General features: G+C 69.4%; 16 protein-coding genes and 1 pseudogene. 5 read left to right on the top strand and 12 right to left on the bottom strand.

Features of this window, described 5'->3' with window-relative positions:
• Positions 1 to 14: 14 nt before the first annotated feature.
• Positions 15 to 1217 carry a glycoside hydrolase family 19 protein gene (locus QMG86_RS16975; protein WP_281873208.1) on the bottom strand — a complete coding sequence of 401 codons (1203 nt, stop codon included), beginning with the start codon at positions 1215 to 1217 and terminating at the stop codon, positions 15 to 17.
• Positions 1218 to 1365: 148 nt separating this feature from the next.
• On the opposite strand from QMG86_RS16975, the gene QMG86_RS16970 reads away from it, so the two are divergent.
• A complete protein-coding gene (locus tag QMG86_RS16970; protein ID WP_281873203.1) occupies positions 1366 to 2898 on the top strand; it encodes an FAD-dependent monooxygenase in 1533 nt (510 codons plus the stop codon).
• A 136-nt stretch (positions 2899 to 3034) separates the two neighbouring features.
• On the opposite strand, the gene QMG86_RS16965 is transcribed toward QMG86_RS16970, so the two are convergent.
• The 3 genes from QMG86_RS16965 to QMG86_RS16955 all read right to left on the bottom strand — a co-directional run bounded on the left by QMG86_RS16965 (position 3035) and on the right by QMG86_RS16955 (position 6078).
• A complete protein-coding gene (locus tag QMG86_RS16965; protein WP_281873201.1) occupies positions 3035 to 3709 on the bottom strand; it encodes a hypothetical protein in 675 nt (224 codons plus the stop codon).
• A gap of 532 nt (positions 3710 to 4241) precedes the next feature.
• Complete coding sequence (locus QMG86_RS16960) at positions 4242 to 5465, bottom strand: oxygenase MpaB family protein (protein WP_281873200.1); 1224 nt, start codon at positions 5463 to 5465, stop codon at positions 4242 to 4244.
• A complete protein-coding gene (locus tag QMG86_RS16955) occupies positions 5416 to 6078 on the bottom strand; it encodes a TetR/AcrR family transcriptional regulator (protein WP_281873198.1) in 663 nt (220 codons plus the stop codon). The genes QMG86_RS16960 and QMG86_RS16955 overlap by 50 nt, the downstream gene beginning before the upstream one ends.
• Before the next feature lie 182 nt (positions 6079 to 6260).
• Here QMG86_RS16955 and QMG86_RS16950 point away from each other — a divergent pair, with 182 nt between their 5' ends.
• The gene (locus QMG86_RS16950; RefSeq protein WP_281873196.1) at positions 6261 to 6842 is read left to right on the top strand and encodes an LppA family lipoprotein; all 582 of its coding nucleotides are present in this window, start codon (positions 6261 to 6263) and stop codon (positions 6840 to 6842) included.
• Positions 6843 to 7104: 262 nt separating this feature from the next.
• Here the strand turns inward: QMG86_RS16950 and QMG86_RS16945 are convergent, their stop codons facing one another.
• A complete protein-coding gene (locus QMG86_RS16945) occupies positions 7105 to 8040 on the bottom strand; it encodes a GlxA family transcriptional regulator (protein WP_281873194.1) in 936 nt (311 codons plus the stop codon).
• A gap of 71 nt (positions 8041 to 8111) precedes the next feature.
• Between QMG86_RS16945 and QMG86_RS16940 the strand changes: the two genes are divergently transcribed.
• Positions 8112 to 8447 (top strand): cupin domain-containing protein, encoded by a 336-nt coding sequence (locus tag QMG86_RS16940; protein ID WP_281873193.1) that lies wholly within the window; start codon positions 8112 to 8114, stop codon positions 8445 to 8447.
• 235 nt (positions 8448 to 8682) lie between these two features.
• Here QMG86_RS16940 and helR read toward each other — a convergent pair.
• The 6 genes and pseudogenes from helR to QMG86_RS16910 all read right to left on the bottom strand — a co-directional run.
• Positions 8683 to 10842 (bottom strand): annotated as a pseudogene (gene helR, locus QMG86_RS16935) (RNA polymerase recycling motor ATPase HelR); the annotation flags it as partial.
• A gap of 215 nt (positions 10843 to 11057) precedes the next feature.
• Positions 11058 to 12044 (bottom strand): glycine betaine ABC transporter substrate-binding protein, encoded by a 987-nt coding sequence (locus QMG86_RS16930; RefSeq protein ID WP_281873191.1) that lies wholly within the window; start codon positions 12042 to 12044, stop codon positions 11058 to 11060.
• A complete protein-coding gene (locus QMG86_RS16925) occupies positions 12041 to 12778 on the bottom strand; it encodes an ABC transporter permease (RefSeq protein ID WP_281873188.1) in 738 nt (245 codons plus the stop codon). The genes QMG86_RS16930 and QMG86_RS16925 overlap by 4 nt, the downstream gene beginning before the upstream one ends.
• A complete protein-coding gene (locus tag QMG86_RS16920; protein WP_281873186.1) occupies positions 12775 to 14058 on the bottom strand; it encodes an ATP-binding cassette domain-containing protein in 1284 nt (427 codons plus the stop codon). Before QMG86_RS16920 ends, QMG86_RS16925 begins: the two co-directional genes overlap by 4 nt.
• Positions 14055 to 14699, bottom strand: a complete 645-nt coding sequence (locus QMG86_RS16915; RefSeq protein ID WP_281873183.1) for an ABC transporter permease — start codon at positions 14697 to 14699, stop codon at positions 14055 to 14057. The genes QMG86_RS16920 and QMG86_RS16915 overlap by 4 nt, the downstream gene beginning before the upstream one ends.
• Before the next feature lie 297 nt (positions 14700 to 14996).
• Positions 14997 to 15563, bottom strand: coding sequence for a TetR/AcrR family transcriptional regulator (locus QMG86_RS16910; protein WP_281873180.1), 567 nt, complete (start codon positions 15561 to 15563; stop codon positions 14997 to 14999).
• A 92-nt stretch (positions 15564 to 15655) separates the two neighbouring features.
• Between QMG86_RS16910 and QMG86_RS16905 the strand changes: the two genes are divergently transcribed.
• Positions 15656 to 16594, top strand: coding sequence for an SDR family NAD(P)-dependent oxidoreductase (locus QMG86_RS16905; RefSeq protein ID WP_281873178.1), 939 nt, complete (start codon positions 15656 to 15658; stop codon positions 16592 to 16594).
• 58 nt (positions 16595 to 16652) lie between these two features.
• Here the strand turns inward: QMG86_RS16905 and QMG86_RS16900 are convergent, their stop codons facing one another.
• Entirely contained in the window at positions 16653 to 18344 is a 1692-nt protein-coding gene (locus tag QMG86_RS16900) for a hypothetical protein (RefSeq protein WP_281873175.1), read from the bottom strand.
• Positions 18345 to 18941: 597 nt separating this feature from the next.
• Between QMG86_RS16900 and QMG86_RS16895 the strand changes: the two genes are divergently transcribed.
• Positions 18942 to 19418 carry a hypothetical protein gene (locus QMG86_RS16895; RefSeq protein WP_281873172.1) on the top strand — a complete coding sequence of 159 codons (477 nt, stop codon included), beginning with the start codon at positions 18942 to 18944 and terminating at the stop codon, positions 19416 to 19418.
• Positions 19419 to 19421 lie beyond the last annotated feature (3 nt).

Genomic DNA, 19421 nt, shown 5'->3' with positions numbered 1-19421 from the left:
CGAAGGAATGCCGTTCAATCGGCGTCGAGCACTTTGCGGGCCCGGTTGTAGGTCTCATTGCGCTCCGAGCTGCCGTTCGAACCGCCGTTGATCGTTCTGGTGATAGCGTCGAAGTCCGATTCGTCGGCCTGCTCGTTCAAATTCTTGGCGTCCCAGAACCAGCCCGCCGTGGCGAAGGCGTACTTCGGGTCGGCGGCCAGTCCGGGGTTGCCGACGAGATCGACTTCGAGGGCCTCGCCCGCGTCCCGGTAGTTGTTGCGGCCGGTCAGCTGCATGCCGCCCCGTCCGTGAAAGCGGGCGCCATCGCCGGGATGTTTGTTGCCGAGGCTCGGGCCGACGCTGGACCCGGGCCCGTAGTTACGGTTGAAGTACGACGAGTCACCGTATTCGGTAAGCGTTTTCAGGTCGTCTGTTTCCACTCCGAGCTGGGCGAGGAACGCGGCTTCGCGTTTCGGGGTGTCTATCCCGTAGTCGCGCATTGCCTGGTTGAGGTAGGGAAGATATTTCCGCAAGGTCGCGCGCGGTGTGCCGGGGAATATGCGCTCCAGCTGCTCCAGAGTCATCGGGCCCATGGTCCCCGCCCGGTCGGCGTTGTGCCCGGCCACCGCGGCGAACTTCGTCTCCACCCGCACGAGCGCGGCGACGACTTCGGTCAGCAGCGCCTTCTCCTCGGTCGGCGTCAATTTCTCCGATCGAGCCGAGACCAGCACCGCGGCAGCTTGCAGGACCGGTGCGAGACGTGCCGCTTCGTCCCTGATCGTTCCGACGAACTCGATGTTGTCTTCGGCCGCGTCTCCCACCTTGCCGGAGATTTCCCTTTCCCGCGCCTTCAGACCGGTGGCGAGCCGCGCCAGCTTCGCGGACTTCTCGTTGTAGTGCGTGGTCACGATGGCTTCGTTCGCGACGTCGTACAGGTCGGCCTCGTCGAGCAGAGCGATCATGTCCGGTATGTCTCGGGTGTGCCCGGTGCCGAGTTGATCGACCATGAGGCCGAATGCGGCGCGGGTGACCTCGATGACCCCGCGCACCGTGGCGGATGCTTGCGGTGGGGCGATCAAAGTCGCGATCTGTTCCCTGGCATCGGCGATCGCCGAGGAAGCCGCCGTGGTGGATTCCGGCACCGGTGCCTGGCCCGGGACCTTGGCCGGTAGCGCGAGCAGACCGTATCGAGCCCGCCCCCAAGGATCCGCCTCCAACGGATCGAAGTGGGAGCCCATCTCGCGATTCTCACATGACCTGGCACCGACGTCCGCCGTGATCCTCCCCAGTTGTGACAGGGCGATGGGAGCGGCCGCGAGGCCCGGTGCAAGCGGCATGCAATGAGCTGCAAGGGCGGCGCAATACGTCCCTCGCACAGTGACTTTCATGAACGAGACATGTGAAGTGGTGGTCGTGGGAGCCGGGCCGGTCGGGCTGATGCTGGCCTGTGAGCTAGGGCTGGCGGGGGTGGATGTGCTGGTGGTGGAGCGCCGCACGGACCCGGACCGCACCATCAAGGCCGGGGCGATCAATGTGCCGACCGCTCAGGCCCTGTATCGCCGCGGGCTGCTTCCGCAACTGCGCGCCGAGCAGGACGCCGCGCTTGCCCGGTTCGCGGAGTTCCGGCGCAACAGCGGTGTGCCGCCGATCGGCGCCGGACGGCGGCCCGCGGTGGGGCATTTCGCGGGCATCATGCTGGACGTGGACGCCGTCGACTTCGACGACCCCGATTTCGCCGATGCGGGTCCGGCCGCCGAGGTCTTCCTGGTGGCCCAGCAGTCCATCGAGGCGATACTCGCCCGGCGCGCCGCCGAGCTCGGCGTGGAGGTCCGGCGCGGGACGCAGGTGACCGGATTCCGCGACGACGGTGCGGGCGTCACCGTCGATTGCGGTGACCACACCGTGCGCGCCGGCTGGCTGGTCGGTTGCGACGGCGGGCGCAGCGGCGTTCGTAAGATCGCCGGATTCGAGTTCCCTGGCTTGGGCCCGGAGATCACCGGCCGTCAGGCGATCGTGGACATGACCGGCGCCGAGGATCTCCGGATGGGCTGGAACACCACCGCTTCCGGCCTCTATGCCTACGGTCCGATGCCCGGCCGTGTTCTCACCGTCGAACCGGACGGTCCGCCCGCCGACCGCGAAACCCCCGTGACAGCCGCCGAACTGCAGCACAGCATCCGTGCCGTGAGCGGTGTCCCGGTGGTCGTCACCGCGGTGCATTCGGCTACCCGCTTCACCGACAACACCCGTCAGGTCCCCGATTACCGCAAGGGCCGGGTGCTGCTGGCCGGTGACGCCGCGCACGTGCACTCACCTTTCGGAGGACAGGGTCTGAACCTCGGTATCGGCGACGCTGTCGATCTGGGCTGGAAGCTGGCCGCCGTCGTGCGCGGCTGGGCACCGGAAGGTCTGCTCGCCACCTATACCGCGGAACGCCATCCGATCGGCGCATGGGTGCTGGAATGGACGCGGGCGCAGGTCGCGCTGATGCGCACCGATGCCCGCAGCCGCGCCCTGCGCGCCGTCGCCGCCGAACTGCTTGCCTCCCGGGACGGTGCTACCAGCGTGTTCAAGAGCATCTCCGGTGTCCGGCATCGTTACGATCTCGGCGGTGGACACCCGCTGGTCGGATCGGCCACTCCCGACATCGAGTTGGCCGACGGCACCCGCCTCGGCGAGTATTTCACCGGGCCCGAGGCCGTCCTGCTCGACCTCACCGATTCGGCCGACCTGCGCTCCCGCGCCGCGGGGTGGTCCGCGCGAGTGCGGGTCGTCACCGCGAAACCGGCTCAGCCGCGCGAACTCTCGGCCCTCCTGATCCGTCCCGACGGCTGCGTTGCCTGGGCTGCCGAAGGCGGCGACCTGGACGGACTGGAGGAATCGCTGGCCCGTTGGTTCGGCGCTCGCACCCACGCCTGACGCTCGTTTCGGACCGTGCCGCCGTCAGGTCGGCACCTACCGGGCAGTGCGCGGCGGCTGCGGTCCCGCTCCGGAACGACCGCCGTAGCCGTCGCGTACCGCCCGAAGGCTTTGTGAGGTGGCATCGCCGGTGCGGTCAGCTCAGCAGCCGCTGCTCCAGTTGCGCGAGAACGGCTCGGTTGCGCTGCGCGTCCAAGGCCAGCGCCGCGGCCCAGACGTGCGCGGAGATGACTCCGGTCTGGACGCGGTCGATCCAATCGTGAATGGTGCTGCGCCGGTCCAGGGTGTCGCTGTCGAAGGTGATGGGCTCGAGCTCGGGCAGGTGCACATAGCGCAGCTGCGTGATTTCTCTTCCGCGGGCGTCGAAAATGCTGGCGGCCCAGACTTCCTCGGTGGTGGCAGGTTCCTCGGGTCCGTCCGGAGAAGTGGTCGTCATATCGGGCTGGTTGTCGATCCCGTGCACGATGGTGTCCGCGGCCGCCTGGTGCGCCAGCCCGAATCCCCACAGCCGGCCGTGCATACCCGCCATCATCCGACCGGCGATGTCCAGGATGGGAGAACCCGCGACCGTGGGGGTGTCATTGGGTGAGAATTCCGCGAAACCTGCCGCGCTCGCCGAGTCGTCCTCGCCGGTGCCGGTGAAACCCCAGATGTGCACGAGCCCGGTGTCGAGGCTCGGCGCGCCGCTGCGGCGCCTGATCATCGCGGGCAGCAGCATGTCGAGGACGGAGCGGGCCGGATACCGGATGGCCGGTACGGTGTCCGGTCGACGTATGCTGCTGTTGCGCTTCTGATTTCGTCGGCCGGACATAAGCTTCTCCGTCGAAGTGTGGTTTCGGACAAGGCATCGACCCGGTGGTAGTCAGCGCTGTCAGTGTAGATAGCGCGACCGGTGGCGTTGTCGACAACCGCGCATACTCGTGCGGTCCGCAGTCCGAATGTCCGGTGGGGGTTGCTGGGTGTGATGACCGTCTGGCCGCGTGCCGCGGCTTGTTCGTCCAGGTCTACCCAGCAGTCGGCGATGCGGTGAACCGGTTGTGCGGCATGGCTGCTCGGACCTTCCCTGTGGCGTCGGCATCAGGGCGTGTTGACAACCGGGAATGCCCGGGATGCGACCACCCCGGCGGCGTCGAACGCTCAGCCGGAAAGCCGGTCGTCGGGCATCAGACGGGTGATCGAGAGATCTCGTTTGGTCGTCGTGATCAGCTTGACTCGAGGGCCGTGCGCAAGGCGCGTCCGCCCATGTCGCCGGGGCCCCAGATGATGAGCCGATGAGGACGTGACGCCACCGTCTCCTTGCCGATCGCGAATTTCTCGGACTGACCGCCGGTCCGGCCGGGAGGTCAGGCGGTGCGTTCCAGCGGCGGCGCGGACTGGCCGATGGTGGCGCTGGTTTCGCCGATCAGGCGTCGCAGGAAGGCTTCTTGCTGCCGCCGGCCCTGAACGGCGGCGCGGTCGAGCCCGCCGGGGGTCAGGTGGGTGTAGGCGGTGCGGACGAGATTGACGGGAATGCGCAAGGCGGGGTACCACGGCGGGACGTAGGCGGGCAGCCCGAGCGTCCGCATCGCTTTCGGCCCGAGGAAGGCACTGCTGACGGACAGATGCCGGGCGCGGGCCAGGCGGCCCCGCAGCGCGGGCAGATTGGGGTAGGACCAGTTCAGCGGATCGTCGGCCATGGGCCGGGCGAGCTGGCGGCTGGTCTCGTCGGGATTGGTGATGGCGGTCAGGCAGTGGTCGAGGATGGCGATGCCGTCGCGGAAGCCGGTGGGCAGCCATTGTTCCTCGACACCGATGAGCCAGCCCACGTATCGGGTTAGGTGCGCGGCGGCCGTCAGTTCGCGGGGGGACAGGATGACACCGAGCGCCATGCCGCCGACGACGGGCGCGAGCAGCGCGCCGACCAAGGTGGCGGCCATGTCGGTCTGGTTGATCGGCAGGCCCCAATCCTCGGTGCGCCAGTCGGGCATGGCGCCGACGTGCCGCCGGACCAGGGAGTGGATGAGCCGCACGTGCAAAGTGGAGCGGTAGCCGACGCCGTACCGGTCCATGCCGTTCTCGGTGGACACGTCCATCGCCCATTGCAGGGTTTCGGCGAACCGGCGGGCAGGGCCCTTCTCCAGGGCGCCGGTGCGCAGCAGCGTCTTGTTGAATCCGGAGGCCAGATAGCCGCCGATGAACGAGACGTCGCGAGCGAAATACAGCCCGTCGTTGCCCCCGGAACGGAACACCCGCTCGCCCTCGCGCAACAGGGCCGGGTCGACCCAGGCCGGGGTGTCCTCGACGACGCCGAAGAATGCGCGCAGCGGCGCGGGAGCGTCGGGGATGCTGTCGATGCCCGACCGGAGCGCTCGCTCGAACAATGGCCGCGTGACGGCCATGCCTTCGGCGTACATCCACTCGACCAGACGGTCCATCGGCTCGTCGCCGACCAGCAGGGATTCGCCGAGCAGCTGCCAGCGCCGCGGAGACGGTTTCCCGATGCCCAGCAGCGCGGAGAAGGGACCCAGGCCGGGCGCCTTACGGGGCCGGGCGGGGTGCCGTGCCGGGACGGTCGCGGACGTGGTCATGGGTGAGCTCCTCGTCGGGGCGGGTGATGCCGTGTTTTATCAGCGGCACGATGGTGGTGCGGACGAAGGCGCGGGCGCGCTCGTCGTCGGTGAAGTCGACGCTGCCTCCGCCTGGAGTGAGCAGCAGCGAATGGGCGAGGCGGGCAACGAGTTCGGCGACCGGGTGCGGGTCGTACGCCGCGATGAGGCCCGCGGACCGGGCATGGGTGAGGATGCCGACGATGTACTCGATGCCGATGGACACCAAGCGTTCGCCCTGCACGGTGGAGAAGCGCAGCGCTTCGTCGGGCGCGACCCGCAGCAATTGGGTGACCAGCCGGTGGATGCGGGTCTGCAAGAGGACGTACAGCATCGTGTCCTCGATCTGGGCGTCCACGCTGTCGGCGGTGGCGGCGATCGCGGTGACCTCGGCGAGCATGCGGCGGGTCTCCCGGGCGAGTACCGCCTCGATCAGGTTGTCCTTGCCCGCGAACCGGCGGTGGATGGTGATCCGGCTGAGCCCGGCCATGCGGGCGATGTCCTCGAGGCTGGCCCGGCGGATCCCGAACTGCAGGATCCGGTCCAGCGCGGCGTCCATGATCCGCTCGTCGACGCCGTCGGCCCGCTCCGTCATGAAACAAGACTAGAAAGATTGTTTCATTGAGTCAATGTTGCGGCGGTGCTCGCCGCCACATCCCGTCGGCCGCGTCCGTTGGCACGCGGGGGTTACGCGCCGCGATCCCGGACTTGCGGCGAATAGGATTGCGCGCGAAGCGAGCTCGCACCCGTGCGGCCGCCGGAGCGTGGGAGGCGCCGATGACCGTTTTGCGATGGCCGCGCGGCGCGCTGCGCTGGTCTGCCGTGCTCGCGGTGGCGGCTTCGACCGGGGGATGCGCGACCCTCCTAGGTGAACCGGCCCCGCCGCCTTCGGCCGAGGAGATCGCCGCCGCAGCAGCCGAATTGGCTGGCTTGCCGTCTTCTGAGGCGGCCGAGCGGGACGTGGAGTCGGTGGTCGAGCGGATCACCGCCGCCGCGTCGGCGATCGAACCGGGATTGCGGTGGAGCCGGAGCGAGGACCGTGCGCTGGGTTCCTGCTACGGCCCATACGAGCACACCGGCGGCAGGCGTGTCGTCCTACCGCGCCACCGGGCCGAGGGTTCGCTGCCGCCGGATGCATGGCCCGGTTTCCAGGAAACGGCCCGCGTTCTGGCCTGGTCCGTCGGCGCGACGGACATGCTGCCCGCCGCCGGCTCGTCACCGGACCGGCACGTCACCTTCGAGGGGTCGGATGCGGCGAAATGGGACAGCAACACCCAGCTGTCGGTGTTCGCCGACGCCCGGTCGATGACCGTCACCGCTACCGTGGGCTGCCGCCTGCCCGAGCGGCCGGGTGGCTGAGCATCCGGCGACCTGCTCGCCACCGGGCAGATCACCCCGCCCGAGCACCGGCGGATCTACGATTTGGGTAAACGGTATGGCGGATCGAGCCGGGTCGCTTCCGCGCCGTCCGTCATAGAACGGGGATCACGCGGGGGCGGGACGAGGCCGAGGTCGAGAATTCGGTGAGCGGCCGGTGGTCGGCGTTCGAGGCGACGGCACGGTTCCGGTCTCGGAAGGCGGCCCGCTCGGGAGGACATCGACGCGGCAGCCGGAGCCGGGATCACGAGCCCCGGAACGCGCGCCGGTAGGCGCCCGGCGTCGTGCCCACCTGGGCGCGGAAGCGGCGGCGCAGGTTGACCGCCGAAGTCAGGCCGACGCGCGCCGCGATCGTCTCCACCGGCAGGTCGGTCTCCTCCAGGAGGGTGCGGGCCTCGGCCACCCGCCGCGACAGCAGCCACGCACCCGGGCTCGTGCCGAGCTGATCGGCGAAGCGCCGGGTGAGCGTGCGAGGCGAGACGCTGAGATACGCGGCCAGATCGCGCACCGACAGCGGTGCCCCGAGGCGCGCGCCGGCCCACTCGAGCAGCCCGTCCAGCGCGTCCGCGGGCGGCGGAGGTGGCGCGTACTGTGCCTGGCCGCCCTCGCGGTGCGGTGGCATCACCATGTGGCGCGCGATCAGCGCGGCGTGCGCCGCCCCGTGATCCCGCCGGACCAGGTGCAGGCACAGGTCGATGCCCGCGCCCGCTCCGGCGCTCGTGGCGACGTCACCGTGGTCCACGTAGAGTACGTCCGGCTCCACGCGCACCTGGGGGAACTCTCGCTCCAGCTGTGCGGCGCGCGCCCAGTGCGTCGTCGCCGAGCGTCCGTCCAGCAGGCCCGTACGGGCCAGTGCGAAGACCCCGGAGCAGATGGTGACCAGCCGCGCCCCGCGCGCGTGTGCCCGCAGCAGCGCGCGGCGCACCCGGGTGGACAGCGGCGCCTCCACCGGCGCCCAGCCCGGGATCAGCACGGTGTCCGCGGAAGCGAGGGCGGACAGTCCCCGCGACACCGACAGTGCGTACCCGGACGTCGTCGGCACCGGGCCGGGCGTCTCCGTGCACACCTCGAATTCGTAGTACTGCGGCACCCCGGCCCGCCGCGTGCCGAACACCTCGGCCGCGCAACCGAGTTCGAATGTCGACTGCACCGGCCGCACCAGGGCCACCACACGATGCATGGCACAAAAGTACCCTTCGATGTCCGACCGGACACTTTCTCCTCCTCCCCGCGCGCGGCACCGTAGGAGGCATGCATCCCGAGATCCTCACCCAAGAGGGCTACACCGCCGTCTCCGTCACCGAATCCCCCGTCCGTGAACTCTTTCCCGGAATCCGGCTGCGTCCACTCTGGAGCGGGCCGTCCGGGGCGCAGGCCAACGTGCTGGAGATGGACCCGGGTACGTCGTGGCCGCGCCGCGACGTCCACGAGCCCGGCCCGGAGGAGGTCTACGTGGTCGCGGGCACGTTCAACGACGGCGCGCGCGACTACCCGGCCGGGACGTTCCTGCACGCCCCGGCGGGGTCGTGGCACGTGCCCGCCACCACGACCGGCTGCACGCTGTTCGTCTTCTATCCGGAAGGGTAGGAAGCCGTGAATCTTCGCCGGGCGGTCATCTCGCCGGTGTCGCACAGCCGCTAGCCGCATTGCGGTCGCGGGCAGTTCGAGTCGCTCAGAGGTGTGTGCGGACCTCCGTCGATGACGAGTGGCAGTCGTTGGTCCCGACCGCCTCTTCCGGCCGATCGACCGTCGGCCGTGCAAGCCGCCGGGGGAGCTGTTCGTCGCATCCGCTCGCGAGTTTCGCCCGGGCGGGTGCCTCGATTTCGGTGAGTCCGGTCAGGACCTGCGGCAGCGGGCCCTGGTGCAGGACGCCGAGGCGTTGGGTGGCGCGGGTGAGCGCGACGTAGAGCTCGGCCGCGCCGCGTGGTCCGCCCGCGAGGATCCGTTCCGGCGCCACGACCAGGACGGCGTCGTACTCCAGGCCCTTCGTCTCCGACGCCGCCACCGTGCCCGGCACCTCCGGCGGACCGATCACGACGCTGGTGCCTTCGCGACCGGCTTCGTCGCGGACGAATTCTTCGATCGCGGTGGACAGCTCGTGCTCGGCGACCCGCCTCGACCATGGCTGGACACCGCATGCGCGCACCGATTCCGGTGGCTGCGCGCCCGGCGCGAACTCGGCCAGCAGCGCGGCGGCGACGGTCATGATCTCCGCCGGGGTGCGGTAGTTCACCGACAGCGACCGGTAGACCCACCGGCCGGGCACGTACGGCTCGAGCATCGCGTCCCACGACGTCGCTCCGGCGACCGACCGGCGTTGCGCGAGATCGCCGACGACCGTGAACGATCGCCCGGGGCAGCGGCGCATCAGCACGCGCCAATCCATCTCGGACAATTCCTGCGCCTCGTCGACCACCACGTGCCGGTAGGTCCAATCCCGGTCCGCCGCGGCACGTTCGGCGAGTTCACGGGTGTCGCGCTCCAGGAAGCGATCCGCCAGATCCTCCGCGTAGAGCAGGTCGTAGGCGAACAGGTGGTCCTCGTCGTCCATCATGTCCTCGCGGCTGACCAGGATGTCCAGCACGCCCGCCGCGTACTCGGCCTGGGCCGTCTGTTCCCGCACGGCGGCGCCGTCGTCCGGCTTCTCGCGGCCGAGCAGGTCGACCAATTCGTCGAGCAGCGGCACGTCCGACACCGTCCAGGCATCACCGACGGCGCGCCACAGCGCCCGGTCGGCGCCTGCCGCCGCCAACCGCTCCGGGGACACGTAGAGCTCCGCCAGGAGTTCTTCCGGTGTCAGGATCGGCCACAGTTCGTCGAGCGCCGCGGTGAACTGGTCGTTGTCCGCGAGTTCCGCGATCAGGTCCGACCGCACGTTCTCCCACGCCCCGCGGTCCTCCCGGGTCAGCCAGCCCCGGCCGATCCGGGCGATCGCCCGTTCGGTGAGCACCCACGTGACGATCTCAGCGAACACCGCGCGGGCTTCGTTGTGCGGCAGGCCGCTCGCGCGCGCCTCGTCCCTGGCCCATTCGGCGGTCTCCGCGTCGATGCGGACCGTGACGTCCGTCAGCTCGATCGGCAGCGGGTGCTCGGGCAGCCGCTGCCGATCGGCGACCGCTGCCGCGAGCACGTCCAGGATCTTCCGAGAACCCTTGAGCCGGGCGGCGTCCGGGTTGTCCTCCGCGGTGACGTGCAGACCGGGCACCAGGTCGCCGGTGGTCATGAACACGACGTTCGTCTCACCCAGCGACGGGAGAACACGGCCGATGTGGTCGAGGAACGCCGGATTGGGGCCGATCACGAGCACACCGTTGCGTTCCATTTGCTCCCGCTGCGTGTAGAGCAGGTACGCGACGCGGTGCAGTGCCACCACGGTCTTCCCGGTACCCGGTCCGCCCTCGATCACCACCACTCCGGGGTGCTCGAGCCGGATGATCTCGTCCTGTTCGGCCTGGATCGTGGCCACGATGTCGCGCATCCCCGCGCCGCGCGGGGCGTCGACCGCCGCGAGCAGCGCCGCGTCGCCGCGCTCGCCTCCGCCGGGACGGCCGAGGACCTCGTCGGTGAAATCGACGATGTGCCGTCCGCGGGTGTGGAACTGGCGGCGCCTGCGCATGTTCTCCGGACTGGCGGCGGTGGCGACGTAGAACGCGCGCGCCGCGGGCGCACGCCAATCGAGCAACAGCGGTTCGTACTCGTCGTCCTCGTCGAAGATGCCGATCCGGCCGATGTAGGAATGCTCGCCCGTAAGGGTGTCCAACCGGCCGAAGCACAGTCCGCTGTCCGCCACGTCCAGCCGCTTCGCCTCCTTGGCCAGTGCGCGCACCTCGGCATCCCGTTCCATCGGCGACCCGCCGTTCCCGCGCAACGCCGCGGCGTAGCGGGCCCGCACCCGCGTGCGCTCGGCGTCGAGCCGCGTGTAGAGCCCGGTCACGTGACTCCGCTCGGACCGCAATTCGTCCTCGTACCCCTGAGTGGACACAGCCCCTCCTTCTCCCGGCTCGACGGTCCCGCGTGGGTCACGCGAATACTGTTTGTCGCCTGAGCGCGTCGAGCAGCAACGCCGCAGCCAGCGATTCTGCGGTATCACCCGGGTCTTGCCGCAAGCCCGGGGGTGCGCTATAGATTGAGAGTGGAAAGAGGCGTGCGCCTCCACGCGGCCGTTCGGGCGGTCGCCCTCTCGGCCTCCGATCCGGCCTATTCGATCAGGTTCTGACCCTTCAGCCAGTCATAGGCGACGTCTGCGGGATCCTCGCCGTCGATGTCGACGCGACCGTTGAGGTCCTGCATCAACTCGTCGGTGAGGCGCTCGGAGATCGTGCCGAGCAGGGTACGCAACTGCGGGTAGCGATCCAGGACAGTCGCTCGCACGACCGCCGTGCCGCTGTAGGGCAGGAAGAACTTCTCGTCGTCGTCGAGGACGACCAGGTCGAGGTTCTTGACCCGGCCGTCGGTGGTGTAGATCATGCCGAAATTGCACGGGGCGCTCTTGGCCGTGGCCGTGTAGACGACTCCGGCGTCCATCCGCGTGACGTTGCCGGACGGAACGCCGTTCGGATCGTTGTAGGGAATCCCGTACTTCTGCAGCATCGGAATGAAACCGTCCGAGCGGCTGAAGAATTCGTCGTCGACGCAGAAGGTCCGGTCGGGAACCGGGAGCGCCGCGACGTCCGACAGCGACCGAACTCCCAGGCGTTCGGCGGTCGGTGTGGACGCGCCGAACGCGTAGGTGTCGTTGAAGTTGGCCGGCGGCAGCCATTCCAAGTCGTGGTCGCGCTTCTCGATGTCGTGGACGCGCTGCCAGAGTTCGTGCGGGTCGGAGATGGTCTCGGTCTGGTTGTGATAGTTGACCCAGCCGGTGCCGGTGTACTCCCAGAGCACATCGGCGTCGCCGTTGAGCTGAGCTTGCCGCGACGACGCCGACCCCGGCGCCCCGGTCAGGTCGGTGATGTTCGCGCCTGCCGCGGCCAGGTAGGTCGCGGTGATCTTGCCCAGTAGTACGCCCTCGGTGAAGCTCTTCGAGGTGACGGTCAGCTTCGCGCCGTCCAGCGGCCGCGCCCGATCCGGCAGGCGCGCGTCGTGGAAGGTTCCGGACGAGCTCACCAGACCGCAACCGGCGAGCATCGCCGCGGCGAGGACGAGGGCGGAAACCAGCGTGGCCGAGCGGGCTCGGGGCGATCTCATGAGAGACCTCGCGGGGTCGCGGCCAGTTCGACCAGTCTGCCGAGCCAGTCGATGAGCAACGCCAGGAGGCCGACCAGGATCGCGCCGGAGACGAGCAGTTTGGGGAGGAAGAGGGTGACGCCGGTCGTGATCAGGGTGCCGAGGCTGGTCGCCCCGATGAACGTGCTCAGCGTCGCGGTGCCGACCAGGATCACCAGCGCGGTGCGCACACCGTTGAGGATCACCGGCACCGCGAGCGGCAGTTCGACCTGCGCCAGCGTCCGCGCGGCCGAATAGCCGATGCCGCGCGACGCCTCGATGGTGCGCTGATCGACCTGCCGCAGCCCGACGATCGTGTTCTGCAGGATCGGCAGCACCGCGTACACGACGAGACCGACGATCGCCGTACGGAATCCGGTTCCCAGCCAGAAGGTGAACAAGACGAGCAGGCCGACCGCGGGCGCGGCCTGGCCGACATTGGCGATGTTGACGGCGATCGGTTCGAGTCGTCGCAACGCCGGGCGGGTCAGGGCGATGCCCAGCGGTATCGCCACGACGACCACGATCACGGTGGCCACCACGGTGAGCTCGATGTGCCGGAGGATCGTGGTCTGCAGGTTGTCCCATCCGAGGGACGCCTTCTCCGTGGCCGTGAACGTCGTCGACCGGTACCAGAGGACGTATCCGGCGCCGATGACGAGGATGATGATCGGCTCGAACCACACGTCGAGCGGAACGCGGCGCAGGCGGCTCATGACGGCTCGGCCGATCCGGGTTCCTCGTCGGCGGCGACCACCGGGGTCGGCGCCGGGTCGCTGCCCTCGACATAGGTCGTGTAGGAGAGCTCCGCTTCGTCGGCGCGCCCCTCGGCGAGCTTGTTCCGGATGACGTCGGTGACCGTGCCGATGCTCAGCGAGCCGAGCACCGCGCCGCGGCCGTCGGTGACGAGCGCCGCGCCCTGGCTGGTGGCGAGCATGGCGTCGAGCGCGTCGTTGAGGGTCGAGGAGCGCGCCACGACGGGCAACCGGCGATCGAGGTAGTCGGAGACCTCCGGTTTGGTCGCCACCTCGGTCAGCGAGGGCCACGACCGCGGCCGTCCGGCCTGGTCGACGACGACGACCCAGGTGTGCCCGGCGGCCTTCGCACGGTCGATCACCTCCCGCGCCGGCTCACCGACCCGGGCGGTGATCACCTCGTCGTAGGCGACGTCACGTACCCGCGACACGGTCAGATACGCCAGCTTCGCGCCGGACCCGACGAACTCCTCCACGAACGGCGTGGCGGGGTCGGTGAGGATTTCCTCCGGGCTCGCGTACTGCTCGACGTGACCTCCTTCGGACAGGATGAGCACCTTGTCGCCGAGCTTGGTGGCCTCCTCGAAGTCGTGTGTGACGATCACGATGGTCTTGCCGAGTTCCTGCTGGATCGCGATCAGGCTGTCCTGCAGGCGGACCCGGGTGATCGGGTCGACCGCGCCGAACGGCTCGTCCATGAGCAGGACCGGCGGGTCCGCCGCGAGCGCCCGCGCCACGCCGACGCGCTGCTGCTGGCCGCCGGACATGTCCTTCGGCAGCCGGTCGGCGAAGGTGCCCGGGTCGAGCCCGACGAGATCGAGCAGGTACTCGGTGCGTTCGGCGATCCGCTTCTTGTCCCACCCGAGCACCCGCGGGATGGCGCCGACGTTCTTGGCGACCGTCCAATGCGGGAACAGACCGCCGGACTGGATGACGTACCCGATCGACTGCCGCAGCTTGTCGGGGTCCTCCCTGGTGACGTCGCGACCTCCGATGAAGATCCGGCCCTCGGTCGGCTCGATCAGGCGGTTGATCATCTTCAGTGTGGTCGTCTTGCCGCACCCGGACGGGCCGACGAACGCGACGATGTCGCCCGCCTCGATCTCGAGGTCGAGGCGTCGCACCGCCGGTCTGTCCTGGCCCTTGTAGCGCTTGACGACCGAATCCAGCCTGATGGAGGCGCCGGTGACGTTGCGCTCCGCCGGCGCGGAAGCGGGCTGACTGCTCACATCATCGGTCATGACAGTCCCTTTGCGATCGTGAGGCGTCCGAGCAGGACGAGCAGCGCGTCGAACACCAGCGCGATGATGACGATGAGGATGGTGCCGGTCAGAGCCATCTCCAAGGCGTTCGCTCCACCCAGACGGGAAAGCCCGTTGAAGATCAGCGACCCCAATCCCGGCCCGAGGACATAGGCGACGATGGCGGCGACGCCCACGATCATCTGGGTGGACACCCGGATGCCGGTGAGGATCACCGGCCAGGCGATCGGCAATTCGACGGTCAGCAGAATGCGCCATCGCGAAAAGCCGATGCCGCGCGCGGATTCGACCACCGCGGCGGGCACCGACCGCAAACCGACAATCGCGTTACCGATCACCGGCAGCGCCGCGAAAAACGCCAGCATCACGAACGACGGGGTCACGCCGAGGCCGAACGGGACCAGCAGGATCGCCAGCAGTGCCAGCGAAGGAATCGTCAGCGCGACGCGGCTGGAGGTCAGGGAGAGCGCCGACACCAGGGGCAGCCGATAAACCGCCACCGCGATGAGCACGGCGACGACGGTCCCGACCAGAACTGTCTGGAATGCCAGCGAGGCATGCTGATAGGTGAGAAACGCCAGAATCTCTCCCCGCCCGCGGACGTAGCTCCATAAATTCACGGGATTCCCCTCGTCAGCCGAAGACCTGTCGGTGCCTGTCCGCGCATAGTCGCCCGGGCGTGCGAGCCGTCAAAGAGTAATCGAAGCCGCGCGTTCGTTCCCCGATGGCGCGCGGAGGACAAATCCTCGGAGCGGCCGGGTGATCGGCGAACATACCAGGGCCCTTCGCTCGAACCTGACGATCGGCTCGAAGGAAACCACGCCCGCACCGGCACGCCCAGTATTACGGTCAGCCAGATCGAAATGCGCGATCGGCCGGATCTTCTCGGCCGCCTGCTCGCGGATGCCGAGCGGAACTCAGGGGCGGGGTCGCAATCCGTCCACGAACAGGTCGAGCAGGCGGCCGGCCTGGCCCCGGCGTTCCGGGCTCTCGGTGGCGAGCGAGATTCCGCTGAGACCGACGAGTACGTCGTCGGGTGCGACGTCCGACCGCAGCGTGCCTGCCTCGGCTCCCGCTCGGAGCAGCGTGGTGACGGCGGTGGTCAGACGATCGCGACTTTCGGAGAACGGGTTGCCGCCGGAGGCGATCAGTGCGCGCAGGGCGTCGCCCATGCCGCGTTTGGTGGTCGTGTAGTCGACGAAACGGTCCATCCACGTGCGCAACGCGCGATCCGGCGGCTGGACGGCCAGGAGGTCGTCGGCGGAGTCGCACAGCCGGGTGAGTTCGCTGCGGTAGGCGGCGTCGATGAGCGCCTCGCGGGTGGGGAAGTGGCGGTAGAGCGTCCCGATGCCGACGCCCGCTTCCTTGGCGATGGCATCGAGTGTGACGTCCGATCCGTCCTGCGAGAACGCGCGCACAGCGACCTCGAGCAGCCGGTCTCGGTTGCGGCGGGCATCGGCGCGCAGCGGGCGTGCGTTGGTCATCGAATCCTCCCGGGAACAAAGCGGAGGGTCCTCCGGTTATCACTGGTACCGGAGCATCCTCCGGTTCTAGTCTACCGAGAAGGGGACATGTCATGTCCGATCGCATCACCACCCCGTTCACCGCGGAGTCGACCGCGGCGGAGGTGCTGGCCGGCATCGATCTCACCGGACGGCGTGCCGTCGTCACGGGCGGAGCTTCCGGCATCGGCGTCGAGACCGCCCGGGCACTGGCCGCCGCCGGGGCCGAAGTGACCCTCGCCGTTCGCGACCTCGCGGCCGGGGAACGCACCGCGGCGGACATCATCACGACGACCGGGAACGAGAGGGTGCGGGTCGCCGCGCTCGATCTCGCCGACCGAGCGTCCGTCGCGGCGTTCGCCGGAGATTGGGACGGGCCGCTGCACATGCTGATCAACAACGCGGGCGTGATGGCATCGCCGCTGACGCGCACCCCGCAGGGCTGGGAGATGCAGTTCGCCACCAACCATCTCGGCCACTTCGCGCTGACCACCGGCTTGCGCGAGGCGCTGGCCGCGGCCGGTGGGGCGCGCGTCGTATCGGTCAGTTCCAGTGCGCATCACCGGTCACCGGTCGTCTTCGACGACATCCACTTCGAGCGCAGGCCCTACGATCCGTGGTCGGCGTACGGCCAGTCCAAGACGGCCAACGTATTGTTCGCGGTCGAGGCGACCCGGCGCTGGGCCGGCGACGGCGTCACCGTCAACGCGGTGATGCCCGGCGGTATCCGCACCAATCTGCAGCGGCACGTGTCCGACGAGGAACTCGAGCGGCTCCGCGCGGCCGCGGGCGGGACCGGCATGGTGTGGAAGACGCCGCAGCAGGGTGCGGCGACCTCGGTGCTGGTCGCGGCGTCGCCGTTGCTCGACGGCGTCGGCGGTCGCTACTTCGAGGACTGCGGCGAAGCCGAGGTCGGCGTGCTCAGCGCCCGGAACGGAGTCGCCGAATACGCGCTCGACCCCGAAGCCGCCGCCCGGCTGTGGCAGGTGTCGAGCGAGATGCTGGCGGTATGACGGCCACGCCTTCGCTCTCAGCGAGTAGCCGTCCCCGACCGGGGACGGACGTCTCCGGTCAGGGCCGGGCGGTCCGGTCGAGGGCGAAGCGCGCCAGATTGGTGGAGACGATCTCCGGCCGCCCGCCGGGTTGTCTCGCCGCGGCGGTGAGCACGTCGATGTGGTGATAGCCAGGGGCGGTCACAGTCTCGCCGTGGCCGCGCCACCTGGTGGCGACGACGACTCCGGCGCCGCCGATGAGGTTGATGGTCGGATTGGCGAGGATGCCGCCGGGGTGGGTGCGGTGCCGCGCGAGTTCGGGCGCTTGGGACTGGAAGACGTCGAACGCGAGCCGCATCGGGAAGTACCATTCGGTGAAGTCCAGCGGTTGCGCGGCCAGGCTGCGCGCGAGATCCGCGATATCGGTGACCTCGTGGACGGCGTCGGTGAACGGCGCGCCGTTGCGATCGGCTGGGGCCGTCGCGGCCGGATCGTCGTAGTTGCGCCAGGTGTAGAGCGGGCCGTTCGGCTGATCCGGGATCGCTTTGCGGTCGGGACCGAACAACATGCCGGTGAGTCCGCGCAGCGCCGGTACAGCGGCGACATCGCCGGGAAGCGGGAAGTCCTTGCCCGTCACGGTCCCCCCGTCGAAGAAGCCGAATCCGGCTTGCAGCAACGCCAGCGGCTGGGAGTTGGCGTCGAGGAACGCTCCGAGCGCGGCGGCATTGGTGATCCGGAAATCACGGACCGACGGCGAGCCGGTCGCGGCGGCCGCCGCATCGCGCGACAGCAGGACGCGGTAGGTGGTTTCCTGGTTGAGGCTGCCGGGCACGTACCGCGCCAGATCGGACTCGGCGTCGGGCGCCAGATAGGCTGCCAGCCCGGCTATTCCGAGCAGATTCATCGTCTCCGGGTTGATGACCGCGGGCAGAGCCAGCACCCGGGGGAGCGCGCCTCCGTCGAGCGCGGCCTCGACCGCGGTGGCGCCGATGCCGCCGAGGGAGAGGTCGATGATGTCGGGGATGCCGTTGAGCGCGGACAGCGAGGTGTCGATGGAGGAGTCCAGGGCGAAATAGCCGGCGCACTGGTCGGCGCCCGCGGCGCCGCCGAAATCCCATTCGGCGAAGAACGCGGTGAGGACTCCACCCAGGGAATGGCCGCCGCACAGCGTCTTCCGCTTCCGCAGCGCCGGATCCGGCAGCTCGGCGGCCAGCAGATCGAATTGGTCCTGCACCGTTTGCGCGACACCGAGATGACCGAGCCACCCGAGCTGGTCGTTCGGCACCACGCCGCCGAAGCGCCTGCCGTCGACATCCGCGCCGCGGTAGTAGTAGTCGACGGCGAGGTGCACGTCGTTCGCGGTCAACCCGGCCCGCCTGCCGAGATGATCCTCCAAGCAGTTGGAGCGGCGATCCAAGGCCCAGAACTCGACATGGCGGCCGAGTTGCGCCGCCGCGGCGACCGTATTGCGCGCGACGCTGTCGAACGCGCCGGCGCCTTCGAAGATCCCCGGCTGCGCCACCAGAACCGCGTCGGCGTCCGCCGAGCGCGCGGGGCCCGCGCCATCCCGGTAACGCAGGTACGACAGCCGATCACAAGCGGCCGGATGCGGCCCGGCGGACTCCGGCAGCGGAATGCGCAGGCTCACCACGGATTCCGCCACCGAAGAGATCGGCGACGAGGAAACCACCGCGATCTCGGTGCGTTCCATGTCGATCGGCTGCGCGGTAGCGCTCGGTGCGGCGGCCGCGACGACCAGGGCGGTGGTCACAAGGGCGGATCTCAGGAAACGGGGGACATCGTGACGATGTCTCAGGAACCGACCGTGGCCCCCCAACGATTGTGTCGACATCGACGACCTCTCGGCACGACAGCGGAGCAAGCTGCATCGCCGACACTTCCACGTCGGCGCGATGAAACTTATGGTGGGCCCTATCGGCTGTCAACGTCCGCGAAACGGCTTACGAGAGTTCCCAAAACCGGAACGCTCTGCCCTGTGGCACAACCCAGATGTCGGGCACGCCGAGACTGTCGTTCGCGCACGATCGGCCCCGGCGACCAGATCGTCAGCCCGTGGCCGGGCGCCGGGACGTGGTCGGCGAGCGCACGCCTCGGCGTCGGGTGCCACCGGCCGGGCGCGGCGGCCGAGTGGTCCGCCGTGCACTTCGCATACTCACCCGCTCACCGAGCGACGTGACACCCGGCGGCTGGTCGGGCTGGGTGCCGCCTAGCGGCGCGCACCGGTGCCTGACGGCCGGCGCGCGGTATCGAACGGGCGGACCGTGCGGAAGTCCTGATCAGTCTGGCGTGAGCGCTCCCGTATCGGGTAATCGGCGGGCATGTCCGACGACCGTAGGAGGTGGGATGAATGACTGGACCGACTCGCATCGCCGCGTGCGTGGCGCTGGCCGGGGCGGCGGCGGTTATGGCGGCCGGACCGGCGGCGGCAGCGCCGGCCAGTGTCTCGATCAACGGCAATATGCAGGTGATGGGCCTCAGCGTGCTGCACGTCGAGGCGCAGGCGCAGGGCGACGGTCCCGCGACCGGCACTTATGCCGCTACCGGGCAGTTCGGCAACGCCCCGCTACCGCTGAAGGTCACCGGCCCCGTCACCTGCCTGCGGGTCGTCGGCGACACGGTGTCCCTGGTCTACCCGATCACGACCTCGCAGCCGGTCATGCTGTTCGCGCCGGATGAGATGGCGATCCAGGTCACCGTCACGAAGGGCCGGAACGGTGCGCCGAACATGATCGGCTACGGCGCGCCCATGCCGACGAACACGTTCCGGGACTGCCAGCCGGGCCCGACCCCGGCGGTGTTCGACGGCACGATCGACATCAACTGAGGA

Origin of the sequence: Nocardia sputorum (assembly GCF_027924405.1) — a bacterium.
Lineage (GTDB): Bacteria > Actinomycetota > Actinomycetes > Mycobacteriales > Mycobacteriaceae > Nocardia > Nocardia sputorum.
The sequence above is the reverse complement of the archived record's forward strand: the minus strand, read 5'-3'. Positions and strand labels throughout refer to the sequence as shown.